The sequence below is a fragment of the Pseudomonas sp. 9Ag genome (assembly GCF_902506445.1).
GTDB classification, from domain to species: Bacteria; Pseudomonadota; Gammaproteobacteria; order Pseudomonadales; family Pseudomonadaceae; genus Stutzerimonas; species Stutzerimonas stutzeri_AB.
On the sequence record NZ_LR733836.1, the window covers coordinates 4565854 to 4579926 of the forward strand.

Consider the following 14073-nt stretch of genomic DNA (forward strand, 5'->3'; position numbering starts at 1 on the left):
TGGTGCCGTCGTCAGTGACGTTATCGGCCGCTGGATAAAAGATCGCCATGCCACCATGGTCTTCATCCGGAAGTACTGAGGGAGGCGGCGACTCCAGTTGACATGGCTCAACGGAAGTCGACTGCGGCTGTGCAATTGTCGACGAGTGACCTGTTGCCGCAGTGCTTGTGGCCGATAGCAAGGAAAGCCCCACAAGGAGCGACGTCATGTCTCGCTTGTTCACCGATCTCGGATTCCGCTGGAAAATTACCCTGCCCATTGCGGCGCTGGCGCTGCTGCTGGTGCTGATGGGGGTCGTCGGCATGCGTGGCGTCAACCATGTGGCCGATTCGAGCCAGCAGCTGGCGACACGGCACCTGCCCGCCATCGGGCTGCTGCTCAATGCCGACCGTGACCTGTATCAGGCCTTAGTCGCCGAGCGCAGCCTGCTCGACAGCGATGCGGGCGACCACGTCCAGGCGCTCAGGGCCAGCCATGCGGAAAACCTCAAGCAGGCCTACGACCGCGTGCAGCAGTACGCCGCCATGCAGCCAAGTTCGGAAGCGCTGGCGTTGGTCGAGCAGTTCAATCGTGGCTTTCAGCAATGGTCTGGGGTCTCGCAGCGGGTGATCGAGCAGATCGACCTCGATCCGCTGGCCGCCAGTGCACTGAGCTTTGGCGAAAGCGAGTCGAGCTTCGATGCCATGCGTGATGCCATCGACAAGCTGGGCGATCTTGAAGCGGCGGCGGCTAACAGCGAAGGCGAGGCCGCCATCGCTGAAGGCGCGGCGACAGCAGAACAGCAGATCATCGTGTTGGCTGTTGGTCTGCTCGGCTGCGTGTTGTTGGTGGTGGGTCTGCCTCTGGTGGTGCTGCGGCCGATGCAGCGTTTGCTCGAGCGTGTGCAGCAGATTGCCGAGGGTGATGGCGACCTGCGCGCCCGGCTGGATGTGCGGTCGGCCGACGAGTTGGGCCAACTCGGCAATGCCTTCAACCGTTTTCTCGACAAGCTGCAACCGCTGATCGCCGAAGTCGGTCGGGTTACCGGAGAAGTCGATGCGGCGGCGCGTGATATGGCCAGGATGGCGGCGACGAACGATCAACTGATCAGCAGTGAACATGCGGCCGTGGACCAGGTCAGCACGGCAGCGACGGAAATGAGCGCTGCGGTGCATGAAGTTGCGCTGAACGCACAGAACGCTTCCGATGCGGCGCGGAATGCGCAACAGCAGTCAAGCCAGGGCGCAGCGGTGGTCACCAGCACCGTCCAGTCAATCCGCCAGCTGGCGCAGGAGGTGGAGAGTACCTCGCAGACCATCGAGGTCCTGGCTGAAGAGACCGCCAGCATTGGTGCGGTACTCGAAGTGATTCGCGGCATTGCAGAACAGACCAACCTGCTGGCGCTCAACGCCGCCATCGAGGCCGCCCGCGCTGGTGAGCAGGGTCGCGGATTCGCCGTGGTGGCGGATGAGGTGCGGGCGCTGGCAGGCCGTACTCAGGATTCAACCAAGGACATCCAGCTACGCATCGAGCGGTTGCAGAGCGGGGTTGCCAAGGCCGTGCAGGCCATGCACGCCGGCAGTGGCAAGGCGCGCGACAGTGTGGAACGTGCTGCCGGCGTCGATCAGGTGTTGGCCGACACGGCCGAGTCGGTACAGCGCATCAATGACATGGCGACGCAGATTGCCACGGCTTGCGAGGAGCAGAGCAGCGTGACCGAGGAGATTGCGCGCAACATCAGCGATATACGCGACCTGTCCGATGATGCGGCTGCCAATTCTACGAAGAGCATGCAGGCCAGTCAGCAATTGTCCGGGCTGTCGCAGACTCTGGCGAGCCTGGTGGGTCGCTTCCAGGTCTGAACTGGCGCCCGCGCTTGCGCGGCGTCCGGCTAACCGGGGACGCGTACGCCCCATAGCAGTTTGCCCAGCCCGGTGTCGTCCGGTAACAACAACAGGCTGAGCATAAACACCAGCAGCAGGCCGAGCGCATAGGCCAGGCTGATCAGGCGCTGCTGGCGGCGGCGTCGTGTCACGGGTGCTGCTCTGGTCGGTTGTGCACTGGAACGTGAAGGGGATGGGTGCATCGTCCTCTCGATGGATAGCAAGCCATGGCTCATTTGGTGGCGCGGAGCCGACCTGTACCGTTCTGGCGGCGAAGTAAACCCGAAATGAAAGCATAATGCCACTATCGTGAAGACTGTCCCGATGGGCTGTCATTCGGGGTGGCTGCCATCCCCCAGCGTCTGCCATCGCAGCGCTGTCACAATCGGAAAAGCTCTAGCGCGGATATCAGCCGGCGCTCCTGGCTGTGTCGACCATACTCAAAGGTCGCCGCCGCCCGACCTGGAGATCCGCTCATGCAGACTCGCCGCCTGCTGCTAAGTCGTTCCGCCCTGTTAGCCACTGTCGCCGCCCTCGGGCCGCTGCTTCCATTGCTGGCAAGAGGGGCCGAACCGTTGCGCCAGCGCGCGATTCCCGCGACCGGCGAGATGCTGCCGGTGATCGGGCTGGGAACCTCGCGGACACATGACGTTCAGCTCGACGATGACGAGATGCGAACCCTGCTCGAGGTGCTGCGGGTGCTCGTCGAGGGAGGCGCACGGGTGATCGATACTGCGCCGAGCTACGGCAATGCTGACCGGGTGGTGGGTGAGCTGGTCCAGCGCGGCGATGCGCGTAGGCAGGTGTTTCTGGCCAGTAAGGTGTCTGCCACCGGCCGCGAGCGTGGTCTGGCGCAGATCGAAAAGAGCTTCGAGGCGCTGCAGACCGGAGTGATCGACCTGATCCAGGTGCACAACCTGCAGGACACGCGCACCCAGCTCCAGCTGCTCCGCACTCTCAAGGAGCAGGGCCGTATCCGCTACATAGGCGTGACTCACTATGTCGAATCCGCCCATGACCGGCTGCTAGAGGTGCTCAAGCAGGAGCCTGTCGATTTCGTTCAGTTCAACTATTCGGTCAGCGAGCGCAATGCTGAAAGGCGATTGCTGCCGTATTGCGCCGAGCACGGCATTGCCACGCTGATCAACCGGCCCTTTACCCGCGGCAACCTGCTCTCGCGGGTCAAGGGCAAGCCGTTGCCGGGCTGGGCGGCAGACATCGATGCCGGCTCCTGGGCGCAGCTGCTGCTTAAGTTCATCCTCGCCGAGCCGGCGGTGACCACGGTGATACCTGCCACATCCAATCCGCGCTACATGGCCGACAACCTCATGGCCGGGCAGGGCCGGTTGCCGGACGCGCGTCAGCGGGAACTGATTGTCGAAGCTTTCCGATGAACGTGGCTGAGGGACTCCGGGCTGGGGCTGGATGATCATGCCGTTTGCGGCGCGTGCCGCCGCGCTGATCAATGCCCGCCCGGGCGAGCTGCGCGCGGCGCTGTCAGGGTTCGCGCTGTTCTTCTGCCTGTTCAGCGGCTATTTCATGCTGCGGCCGATCCGCGAGTCGATGGGTATTCAGGGCGGCGTCGAGAACCTGCAGTGGCTGTTCACCGCGACCTTCGTCGCCATGCTGGTGGCGGTGCCGCTGTTCGCCTGGCTCAACTCGCGCGTGGCGCGCATCCATTACATCGACTGGGTGTACGGCTTCTTCTGCCTCAACCTGCTGCTATTTGCCGGGCTGTTCTTTCTCCTGCGCGAGAGCATCTGGCTGGCGCGGGTGTTCTACGTGTGGATCTCGGTCTACAACCTGTTCGTGGTCTCGGTTGCCTGGAGCCTGATGGCCGATGTGTTCGATGCACCCCAGGCGCGTCGGCTGTTCGCCTTCATTGCGGCCGGTGCCAGCGTCGGAGGGCTGATGGGGCCGGCCCTGAGCGCCTTGCTCGTCGGCGTGCTCGGGCAGTTCGGGCTGATGCTGCTGGCGGCACTGCTACTGGCGGTAGCGGTGGCGATCAAGCACTACCTGATGGCCTGGCGCGAAGTGCTGGGTGCCGGCCGCCCCGATGCCGAACACGCCGAAAGCCCGCGGCGACCGGTGATGGGTAATCCGTTCAGCGGGCTGACCCGGGTGCTGGGCTCGCGCTATCTGCTGGGCATCGCTGCCTTTGTGCTGCTGCTGACCACCGCCAGCACCTTTCTCTATTTCGAACAGGCACGATTGGTGGCCGAGCTGTTTCCGGAGCGTACAGAGCAGGTGCGAGTCTTCGGTGCCATCGACTTCGTCGTGCAGGCTGGCGCACTGCTCTCGCAGCTGTTCATCACCGGGCGTATCGCTCAGCGACTCGGGGTGCGGGTGTTGCTCAGCGCAGTGCCGGCGCTGGTCTGTCTGGGGTTCCTCGGCTTGGCGTTGGCACCGAGCTTTGCCGTGCTGGCGGCGGTCATGATTGTGCGCCGCATCGGTGAATATGCGTTTGTTCGCCCAGGCCGAGAGATGCTGTTCGCGCCGCTGGATGCCGAGAGCAAATACAAGGCGAAGAACTTCATCGATACCGTGATCTATCGCGGTGGTGATGCCCTCAGCGGCTGGGGCAAGGCTCTGCTCGACAGCCTTGGCCAGGGTGTCTGGCTGGTCGCTCTGGTGGGCGCGGCAAGCGCGGCGGTCTGGGGTGGGGTGGGCTGGCGGCTCGGCGTGCGAGCCGACCAGGTCAGCAGGCACCGCGGGCGAGACTAGGTAAGGCACGCGGAACTGATTGAATACTGGCAAAATGCCCGCGATTTTCTCCAGACAGGATGTCCCGATGCGCGTCGCCTTGCCGTTTCTTCTTTTCGCCTCGCTTTCCATCACCGGCTGCAGCATCAAGCAGACCGTTACGCCTGCGCATCTGTCGCCCGAGCTGGCGCCGGAGATCTGTGCCATTCCGGCCGTTGGGCTTCGCGCCGGCTTCAACACCACCTATCAGCAGTTGCTCAGTGACAAGGGATTCAAGGTCCGTCAGTTGGCGGCCGGCAGCAAACCCGACCGCTGTTCCTTGAGCACCACTTACACCGGGATCTGGCGCTGGGACCTTTTGCTCTACATGAGTTACGCCGACATCCGCGTCTACGAGCAGGGGCGTCAGGTGGGGCAGGCCGAATACGACGCGCGCTGGGGCAGTGGTCGCCCAGACAAATTCATCAGCGCCGAAAACAAGATTGCCGAACTCACCGACCAACTGTTCCCCGACGGGGCCAGCGGCCTGGGTGTCGCAAAGCCACAGGCCGTGTTGGGTGCGCCGCTGAGCCCACACGCGTACCGTCAGCAGCAACTGCAACGGTTGCAGGATGAGACGTTGTCTTACGAGGAATATCAGCGCCGCTATCGTCAGCTGATGGAGGAGTAGCAGGCTCAGGCGGCTGGGGGCTTCGATGCGCTGGCTTTCGGAGCTCAAGCGCTTCACTGATCTGGGTCAGCGAAGGCCAGTCCGCCGCTGGAGACAATTCAGCCAGACGAAACCGCTGAACCTCGGCGGTACAGACGCCTCGAACCTTAGTAGGTACGTCATCAATCAGGAGTAGTCGTATGCATGTTCAAGTCAACAGCCACCACATCCCCGGCAGTGTCGAGCTGCATGAGTGGGTCGGTTCGACCGTAGAGGAGCGGCTGGAGCGTTTCGACGATTTCCTCACTCGCATCGAAGTACACGTCAGCGACGAGAATGCACAGAAGGCTGGCGCTGATGACAAGCGCTGCCAGATCGAAGCCCGCCCGAAGGGCCATCAGGCCGTATCGGTGACACACAAGGCCGAATCCCTTCAGTTGGCGGTTGAAGGTGCCGCGGAAAAGATGCGCCACGCCCTTGAGCACCTGATCGGCAAGTTGGACACCAAAGTACTCTCTGGCGGCGAACTCAATGATCCATTGCGTGACGAGCAACCGCAGGCGGTAAAGGATGCGATGCTCGAAGAGGAATTCCTGGAAAAACAGGAAGAGCTCGACAAGTAAGGCGTCCGGCCCTGGTCTTTACCAGGGCCTTCCCAGCCAAACCCGCTTCACTCCTCGTTATTGTTGTGCCGTCCGGAACCAGCCATCGCCGTTGTGTTTCGAATGAGCAATGTCCTCCTCTGGTAGTCCCTTCATGCAGATCATCCTGGTGCGTCACGGGCGGCCTGACCACAACGCCGACCCATGGAGTACGCCAGCCGGCATGAAGCACTGGGTCGAGGTTTACAATGCCGCCAGTGTCGTGGGCAGCGAGCGGCCGGAAGCCTTGCGACGTCTTGCTGAGTCGGTTGGCATTGTCGTCTGCAGCTCGCTGATGCGCTGCGTGGAGTCGCGCGACCATCTGGACTGCCAATGCCTGCACCAGCCCGATCCCTTGTTTGCCGAGGCCCATCTGCCTTATCCGGACTGGGCTTATCCGTTGATGCCTTCTCGTGTCTGGCGTATTACGTTCCGCACGGCCTGGTTCCTTGGTTTCGCACGTCACACCGAGCCAGTGAGCGAATCGAGGCGACGTGCGAGTGTCGCGGCCGACAGGCTTATCGAGCTGGCGGAAACGCATGGCAGCGTGTTGCTGATGGGGCACAAAATCATGAACGCACTGATCGCCACGCAGCTGCGCCGACGGGGCTGGCAAGGGCCGGCACTGCCGCTGCTGTCGGGCTACTGGCATCCGAGCCGCTACCGCAAGCCATCATGATTCGTATGTCCTCAAAGTTGGCGGCAGTGACAGCGCAGACGTGGGCGAAGGCAGGCCTGAAAATCGGACGATCCAACACCCGCAGCTATTGATGAGGCAAAGTCAGGGGTAATACTCAGAAAAAATAGGGTTGTTGAGCGGGGCTCCATGCTTCATCGCCTTCCCTCGAAAAGGCCGATGGCAGCTAAATCCCGACGTTTTGGATGAAAAGCCAACATAACCACGCAAAGTTTGCGTGAGACGTGGGATTTGCAAGGGTGTCAGGGTTGGGCCTCGGCGGTGCGAATAGCCAAAGGCTTACATGAATCTGCGCGATCACGACTACAGCTCCAGCGTTCAAGTAATTAATCTATGCCCACTCTGAAGCGCAGGAAGCGCTCAGGATCAGGATGATCGACCATTGCCAGGAAGGCGCTCGAATGGAATCGGATAGGTCAGAAAAACCCGCTTCGGCGGGTTTTTGCTTTTCCGCACCCTGCACACGCGTTTCGCGTTAGGCATTGCGCAGCACAGTTTGGCGGCGCGCGGAGAATGCTTCCTGGCCAAGCCACAGACTGTTTCGGCAAGATTTGGCTTCTGCCATGCTGATGCTTTATGCAGTAACCGCCTAGTTTATCTCTGAAACTAGTGACTCAAATATGCCCATGGGTGGGCAGTACTTTATAGCTGAATTTAAATAATCCAGACGAAAAAAAGCCCCGCCGAAGCGGGGCTTTTTTATTTCAGGCGTCTTAAGAGACTTGAACCTGATCAGCCTGCATTCCTTTCTGGCCCTTAGTGGCCAGGAAAGAAACTGCTTGGCCTTCGCTCAGGCTTTTGAAACCTGCGCTTTCGATCGAACGATAATGAACGAACAGGTCTTCGCTGCCATTGGTCGGCGTAATAAAGCCGAAACCTTTTTCATCGTTGAACCATTTAACTGTGCCAGTTTGACGAGTAGACATGAGTATCTCCCAGGTGTTTTAAGGCTGCAGCGCTGAATTGTTCGGCGCCGAGACTGAGAAGCGAGAAGCAAAACGAACCGAGGAGATGAAACAGAGAAACATCATGTCGGGTGTCGAAGTGTTAATTGCGAAGCAGTGACCCGGAATATACGCACATAAAAAGATATGTACAGCATTGTTTGTCTTAAGGCTGTTTCAAGAAGGTGACTGCTGAACATCTGACAAAACTGAGTAGCCAGTTATTTCCATTATTTACCGCCACATATCTCGCCGTTTTCATAAGATTGAATGTTGTGAAATTTCACCGAAACTTTATGGGCCGTTTATCGCTCGGCTGGCGGCCAGTTCGCGCCTGCATTGAGAGATTACGGTCTGACATTAGCCCAATCTCCATGGCCCGTGCGGCGATAGCGCAGAAGCGACAGCGCTACGTTAACGCCTCAAGCGCATCGCTCCAGGATTTGTTTCGAGTCAGCGCTTAGAGAGGCTCCCGACGATGCGTTTGTCCCTTCCTATAGCGAAAGGCTTACAAGGATCCCAGTCTTTAGCTCTTCAGCTTGCTCGGCCGGATGATTAATCTATGCCCAGCTCTGAAGCGCAGGACGCGCTCAGGATCAAGGAAGATCGACCATCGCCAGGACGGCACCCGGAAGGATTCGGATGGTCAGGAAAAACCCGCTTTGGCGGGTTTTTTGTTGCCCATGGAAAACCGCCGGGAATGCCATAGCGTCCCGGCAACCGCGGCACGTGGTGCCACAGCACAGCCTATCGCCTCACCGCGGCAGACTATCGTGTTCACTTATCGCGACGATCTGTTCGATCAGCCATTGCAGGGCAGCATCCCGTTCACGTTGCGCAACGCTGACGATATCCAGCCGGAAGCTACCGAGATCGAAGGGCAGGTCAAACAGCTGGAGCGGTAGCATCTCGGCGAAATAGCGCGCCAGCTGCGTGGGCAACACCGCGGCCAGATCGCTACGCGCGACGATATGTGCTGCCTGCAGATAGTTCGGGGTGGTGTAGACCACATCGCGGCTGAGTCCTTGCTCCTCCAGCCATTGATCGACCATGCCGCGCGTCTGTCCGCCGTGGACCCAGAGGTGGCGCAGGCGCAAAAAACCGTCGAGGTCCAGTGTCTTGCCAACCAACGGATGACCCTTGCGCACCGCAATCTGCAAGGTTTCGCTGGCCCAGCGTCGGGTATGAAAACGGGTCGGCACTTCGACGAAGCGGCCAAGAACCAGATCCAGCTTGCCGTCATCCAGCGCTTCGACCGGCAGGCTTGGGGTCAGATGCTCGATGGCCAGCTGAATCCCCGGTGCCACGCTCGCCAGGCGAGCCATCAACGCAGGCATACAGACCAGCTCGACGTAATCGGTGACAGCAATGACGAAGCGCTGCCGGCTGGTGCTCGGATCGAAGAAATCCCCGGCATTCAAGGTGTGCTCGATCTGCTGCAACGCATCGCGAATGGGCGCTTCCAGGCTCAGCGCGCGCGGCGTGGGTTGCATGGCGCGGCCAACACGGACCAGCAGCGGATCATCGAGCAGTTCGCGCAGACGATTGAGTGCATTACTGACGGCCGGTTGGCTGAGCGAAAGCCGCTCCGCAGCGCGGGAGACATTGCGTTCGCGTAGCAGGGCGTCCAGCACGCGAAGGAGGTTGAGGTCGAAGTTGTAGATATTCATCGGGTGAATCTGAAACATCACAAGACTAAATTTCAAAAATAGTAGCGTCTTCGTCTATGGTTGGTCTCCAGTTTTTTCCGCCTTGCGATAAGGACAGCTGCTATGAGCCAAACCGGTTTCGATATCCAGACCGCCGCCGTGATCGGCGCGGGCACCATGGGCCGCGGTATCGTCATGAGCCTGGCCAACGCCGGTGTGCAGGTGCTGTGGCTGGACAACAATCCCGAGATGCTGGAGCAGGCGTTGGGCGTCGTGGCCGACACCTACGCGCATAACGTCCGCCAGGGGCGGATCGACGAGACTCAGGCGGCTGCACGTCGCGCCTGCATCAGCAAAGCGGCCGATTATCAGGCGTTAGCCGATGTCGATCTGGTGATCGAAGCCGTTTACGAGAACCTCGAGCTAAAGCAGACCATCTTCCGCGAACTGGACGGCATCGTTAAGCCCACCGGCATTCTCGCCAGCAACACCTCGGCACTGGACATAGACGCCATTGCCGCCGTCACCGGGCGCCCTGAGCAGGTGGTGGGGCTGCACTTCTTCAGCCCGGCACACATCATGAAATTGCTGGAAATCGTCCGCGGTGCGAAGACTTCCAAAGCCGTGCTCAAGGCGTCCACTGAACTCGGCAAGCGCATGGGCAAGGTCAGCGTGATCGCCGGCAACTGTCAGGGCTTCATCGGCAACCGCATGCTCGCGACCTATGTGCGGGAAGCACGAATGATGCTGCTCGAAGGGGCCTACCCGCATCAGGTAGACGCTGCGCTGCAGGGCTTCGGTTTTGCTATGGGGCCGTTCCGCATGTACGACGTAGTCGGCATCGACCTGGAATGGCGTTCGCGCGAATTGGCCGGCAAGGGCCAGGATGAGCCTGAGGTGCAGATCGACAACCGCCTCTGCGAGCTGGGCCGCTTCGGCCAGAAATCGCGCATGGGCTACTACCGCTATGCCGAAGGCAGCCGCCAGGCCGAACACGACCCGGAAGTGGACGCGCTCGTGCAGCGCGAGTCCGAGCGGCTCGGCTTTCAACGTCGCGAAATTGGCAGCGAAGAAATTCTCGAGCGCTGCCTGCTGGCGTTGGTCAACGAAGGCGCGAAGATTCTTGAAGAAGGCATGGCCGAGTCCAGTGCTGATATCGACACCGTTTACCTCTACGGCTATGGCTTCCCGGCCGAAGTCGGCGGGCCGATGACCTGGGCTGATCGCCAAGGCCTGCCAGCCATTCGTGACCGGTTGAATGCACTGGCCGAGCGCCACGGGCCGCACTGGCAGCCGGCCGAGCTGATCGACAGCCTGGCCACGCTCGGCAGTTGCTTCGTTGACTACAAAAAGGAAGCCTGAGCATGGAGTACAAGGCCCCCCTGCGTGACATGCGTTTCGTACTGCACGAGCTATTCGACGCCAGCGCTCATTGCGAGCTGCTCGGCAACGGCCTGGACCGTGAGCTGATCGACGGCGTGCTGGAAGAAGCGGCGCGCTACACCGGCGGCGAAATCGCACCGCTCAATTGCAACAGCGACGAAGAGGGCGTGACCCTTGAAAACGGCGAGGTGCGCACCCCGCAGGGCTTCGTCGAGGCCTACAGGCAGTACGTCGACAACGGCTGGGCGAGCATGACCGGGCCGACCGAGTACGGTGGCCAGGGCTTCCCGCAGCTGGTCGCCTGTAACTTCCACGAGATGCTGATGGGCGCGTCCCTGTCCTTCCGCATCTACTCGGGCCTCACCGAGGGCGCGGTGCTGGCGCTGTACAAGCACGGCAGCGACGAGCTGAAGAACGCCTATCTGGAGAAGCTGGTCAGCGGCAGCTGGAGCGGCACCATGTGCCTGACCGAGCCGCAGGCCGGCACCGATCTTGCGCTGTTGCGGACCAAGGCCGAGCCCCAGGCGGACGGCAGCTACAAGGTCAGCGGCAGCAAGATCTTCATCTCCGGTGGCGAGCACGACATGAGCGAGAACATCGTGCACCTGGTGTTGGCACGCCTGCCGGATGCACCGGCCGGGGTGAAGGGCATCAGCCTCTTGCTGGTACCCAAGTTCATCGCCAAGGCCGATGGTACGCCCGGCGAGCGCAACGCGCTTTCCTGCGGCGCCATCGAGCACAAGATGGGCATCAAGGGCGCGGCCACTTGCGTGATGAACTTCGACGGCGCCACCGGCTGGGTCGTCGGCGAGCCGAACCAGGGTCTGGCGTGCATGTTCACCATGATGAACGACGCGCGCTTCCAGGTCGGTTTGCAGGGCCTGGGCATCGCCGAACAGGCCTATCAGGGCTCGCTGGGCTATGCACGTGAGCGGCTGCAGTCGCGCGGTTTGGCCGGTGTTCAGCATCCGGACAAGGTGGCTGATCCGATCATCGTGCACCCGGACGTGCGGCGCATGCTGCTGACGCAGAAGACACTGGTCGAAGGCAGCCGGATGTTGGCGGCGTATTGCGCCCGGCAGCTGGACCTTGAACATGGCCATCCCGAACCGAGCTACCGCAAGGCCGCAAGCAAGCGCGCGGCGCTGCTGATTCCTATCGTCAAAGCCTTCTTCACTGACATGGGCCAGGAGGTCGCGAGCCTCGGCGTGCAGGTCTACGGCGGCCACGGTTATATCCGCGAGTGGGGCATGGAGCAGCTGATGCGCGACAGCCGCATCACTCAGCTGTACGAGGGCACCAACGGCATCCAGGCGCTCGACTACATCCGCCGCAAGCTGCTCGGCGATGGCGGTACTGAACTGTCAGCGCTGCAGGCCGAGTTCAGCGAGATTTGCGACCAGCAGGTTGATCGGCCAGCACTGCATGCCATGGCCAGCAAGGTGCAGGCGCGGATTGGGGAGTGGCGTGAGCTGAGCGCCGAGATCATCGCCGCCACCGGGCGCGACCCGCAGGAGATCGGCGCGGTGTCGGTGGATTTCCTGCAGTACTCGGCCTATGTGTTGTTGGCGGGACTCTGGCTACAGGCTGCAGCGCGGGCACAGGATGCGCTGGAGCAAGGGGTTGGAGATGAGGCGTTCTACCAGGCCAAGCTGGCCAGCGCGGACTTCTACTTGCGTCGCGTACTGCCGCGGGCGAGCGCGCATCGTGAGGCAATCCAGGGCGGTGCTGATTGTCTGATGGCGCTGCCAGAAAGTGACTTCGCGTTTTGAGCTAATTGATCACAGGAGGCACCGATGCATCCGTTCAGCTTTGCCACAACCGCCCAACTGATTTGTGAGCCCGGCTCGTCGCGCCGGCTGGCCAGCCTCTGCAAGGAGCGCGAGGCGCGTTCCGTATTGGTCGTGACCGATCCCGGGATTACCCGCTTCGGCCTGCTCAACGAGGTGCTTCCGGGTTTCGAGACGGAAGGGTTGAAGGTCGCCGTTTACGATCAGGTCGTCGCTGATCCACCGGAAGCCATCGTGCTGGCCGCCGTCGAGCAGGCCCGGTCAGCTGGCGCTGATCTGGTGATCGGCTTTGGTGGCGGCAGCTCGATGGATGTCGCCAAGCTGGTGGCCCTCCTGGCACACCCGGACAACACCCAGACCCTGCAGGATATCTACGGCGTCGGTAACGCCAAGGGCAAGCGTTTGCCGTTGATTCAGGTGCCGACCACCGCAGGCACTGGATCCGAGGTCACGCAGATCGCCATCATTACCACCGGCGAAACCACCAAGATGGGCGTGGTTTCGCCCCTGCTGCTGCCGGACCTGGCGCTGCTCGACGCTGACCTTACCCTCGGCTTGCCACCGGCGGTGACGGCCGCCACCGGGATCGACGCCATGGTGCATGCCATCGAGGCCTACACCAGCGCGTTGAAGAAAAACCCGATGTCCGACCTGCTGGCGCGCGAGGCGCTGCGTCTGCTGGCGGCCAACCTAGACGAAGCCGTACACAACGGCAGCAACCGCGAGGCGCGACAGGCCATGCTGCTCGGTGCCTGCCTGGCCGGGCAGGCCTTCGCCAACGCCCCCGTGGCCGCGGTGCACGCGCTGGCCTATCCGCTGGGTGGCAACTTCCACATTCCGCACGGGCTGTCGAACGCGCTGGTGCTGCCGCAGGTGTTGCGCTTCAACGTCAATGCGGCCACCACTCACTACGGCGAGCTGGCGCCGATCATCCTTGGTGATCGGCTGCGCAAGGATGATCCGTCGACTTATGCCGAGCAGCTGATCGAGGAATTCGAGCAGATGAGTGCACGTGTCGGCCTGCCGACCCGGTTGCGCGACGCCGGTGTGCCGGAGGAGATGCTGCCGCAACTGGCGAAGGAGGCGATGCTCCAGCAGCGCCTGCTGGTCAACAATCCACGCGAAGTGACCGAGGCTGATGCCTTGGCCATCTACCGCGCCGCGTACTGACTCCGTTGGTGCACCGCGTCGCCTGCGGTGTGCCGGTTTGCTGAACAAGGACTTCTCGAATGGCCGAACAACCACAGCACCTGCGCGCCAATTACCGTCACTTCCAGCCGATCACTACGCGCTGGCATGACAACGATATCTATGGCCACGTGAACAACGTCGTCTACTACAGCTATTTCGATAGCGCGGTGAACGCCTATCTGATTGCACGTGGCGGGTTGGATATTCACGAAGGCGAGGTGGTGGGGTTCGTCGTCAGTTCTTCGTGCGACTACTTCGCTTCCATCGCCTTTCCCGATGTGCTGGAAGTCGGGCTGCGGGTCGGCAAGCTGGGCAACAGCTCGGTGCAGTACGAGCTGGCGATCTTCAAGGCAGGCGAAGCGCAGGCCTGTGCGGCAGGGCGCTTCGTGCATGTGTTCGTGGATCGCGCCAGCAACCGGCCGACGCCGATCCCGAGTGGTTTGCGCCAGGCGTTGGAAGCGCTGGTAATGACGGCCGGATAAATCTCAGTCCTGCGGTTGGACAGCTGAACGGCCGAGCTTTTTCGGCCGTTTCACTGTGGATGGTCGCGCCGCGCTACGGAGC

13 protein-coding genes and 1 pseudogene are annotated in these 14073 nt (G+C 61.5%); 11 read left to right on the top strand and 3 right to left on the bottom strand.

Translation table 11 applies throughout. The features are described from left to right. Nucleotides 1-206: 206 nt before the first annotated feature. Both ALTERO38_RS21895 and ALTERO38_RS21900 read left to right on the top strand, forming a co-directional pair. Nucleotides 207-983 (top strand): annotated as a pseudogene (locus ALTERO38_RS21895) (MCP four helix bundle domain-containing protein); the annotation flags it as partial. Nucleotides 984-1061: 78 nt separating this feature from the next. Next, nucleotides 1062-1841 carry a methyl-accepting chemotaxis protein gene (locus tag ALTERO38_RS21900; protein ID WP_372239434.1) on the top strand — a complete coding sequence of 260 codons (780 nt, stop codon included), beginning with the start codon at nt 1062-1064 and terminating at the stop codon, nt 1839-1841. Nucleotides 1842-1870: 29 nt separating this feature from the next. On the opposite strand, the gene ALTERO38_RS20850 is transcribed toward ALTERO38_RS21900, so the two are convergent. Next, nucleotides 1871-2014, bottom strand: coding sequence for a hypothetical protein (locus ALTERO38_RS20850; protein ID WP_256663927.1), 144 nt, complete (start codon nt 2012-2014; stop codon nt 1871-1873). A gap of 324 nt (nt 2015-2338) precedes the next feature. Here ALTERO38_RS20850 and ALTERO38_RS20855 point away from each other — a divergent pair, with 324 nt between their 5' ends. From ALTERO38_RS20855 to ALTERO38_RS20875, 5 genes are all read left to right on the top strand, one after another. Continuing rightward, complete coding sequence (locus tag ALTERO38_RS20855; protein ID WP_159969572.1) at nt 2339-3256, top strand: aldo/keto reductase; 918 nt, start codon at nt 2339-2341, stop codon at nt 3254-3256. 37 nt (nt 3257-3293) lie between these two features. After that, nucleotides 3294-4586: an NTP/NDP exchange transporter gene (locus ALTERO38_RS20860; protein ID WP_159969750.1), complete on the top strand. Its 1293-nt coding sequence runs from the start codon at nt 3294-3296 to the stop codon at nt 4584-4586. A 67-nt stretch (nt 4587-4653) separates the two neighbouring features. Next, the gene (locus ALTERO38_RS20865; RefSeq protein ID WP_159969573.1) at nt 4654-5235 is read left to right on the top strand and encodes an Sbal_3080 family lipoprotein; all 582 of its coding nucleotides are present in this window, start codon (nt 4654-4656) and stop codon (nt 5233-5235) included. Between the two features lie 179 nt (nt 5236-5414). Beyond that, nucleotides 5415-5837 carry an HPF/RaiA family ribosome-associated protein gene (locus tag ALTERO38_RS20870; protein ID WP_102836518.1) on the top strand — a complete coding sequence of 141 codons (423 nt, stop codon included), beginning with the start codon at nt 5415-5417 and terminating at the stop codon, nt 5835-5837. 133 nt (nt 5838-5970) lie between these two features. Continuing rightward, nucleotides 5971-6534, top strand: a complete 564-nt coding sequence (locus ALTERO38_RS20875) for a fructose-2,6-bisphosphatase (protein WP_102836519.1) — start codon at nt 5971-5973, stop codon at nt 6532-6534. 731 nt (nt 6535-7265) lie between these two features. Here the strand turns inward: ALTERO38_RS20875 and ALTERO38_RS20880 are convergent. Further along, nucleotides 7266-7478 (bottom strand): cold-shock protein, encoded by a 213-nt coding sequence (locus ALTERO38_RS20880; RefSeq protein ID WP_148925592.1) that lies wholly within the window; start codon nt 7476-7478, stop codon nt 7266-7268. Between the two features lie 773 nt (nt 7479-8251). Then, the gene (locus ALTERO38_RS20885; RefSeq protein WP_102836776.1) at nt 8252-9166 is read right to left on the bottom strand and encodes a LysR family transcriptional regulator; all 915 of its coding nucleotides are present in this window, start codon (nt 9164-9166) and stop codon (nt 8252-8254) included. Between the two features lie 102 nt (nt 9167-9268). On the opposite strand from ALTERO38_RS20885, the gene ALTERO38_RS20890 reads away from it, so the two are divergent. From ALTERO38_RS20890 to ALTERO38_RS20905, 4 genes are read left to right on the top strand one after another with little or no spacing between them, the layout of a single operon-like run. After that, nucleotides 9269-10507: a 3-hydroxyacyl-CoA dehydrogenase gene (locus ALTERO38_RS20890; RefSeq protein ID WP_159969574.1), complete on the top strand. Its 1239-nt coding sequence runs from the start codon at nt 9269-9271 to the stop codon at nt 10505-10507. 2 nt (nt 10508-10509) lie between these two features. Beyond that, a complete protein-coding gene (locus tag ALTERO38_RS20895; RefSeq protein WP_159969575.1) occupies nt 10510-12300 on the top strand; it encodes an acyl-CoA dehydrogenase C-terminal domain-containing protein in 1791 nt (596 codons plus the stop codon). Between the two features lie 24 nt (nt 12301-12324). Next, nucleotides 12325-13488 carry an iron-containing alcohol dehydrogenase gene (locus ALTERO38_RS20900; protein WP_159969576.1) on the top strand — a complete coding sequence of 388 codons (1164 nt, stop codon included), beginning with the start codon at nt 12325-12327 and terminating at the stop codon, nt 13486-13488. A 59-nt stretch (nt 13489-13547) separates the two neighbouring features. Further along, nucleotides 13548-13991: a thioesterase family protein gene (locus ALTERO38_RS20905; protein WP_159969577.1), complete on the top strand. Its 444-nt coding sequence runs from the start codon at nt 13548-13550 to the stop codon at nt 13989-13991. Nucleotides 13992-14073 lie beyond the last annotated feature (82 nt).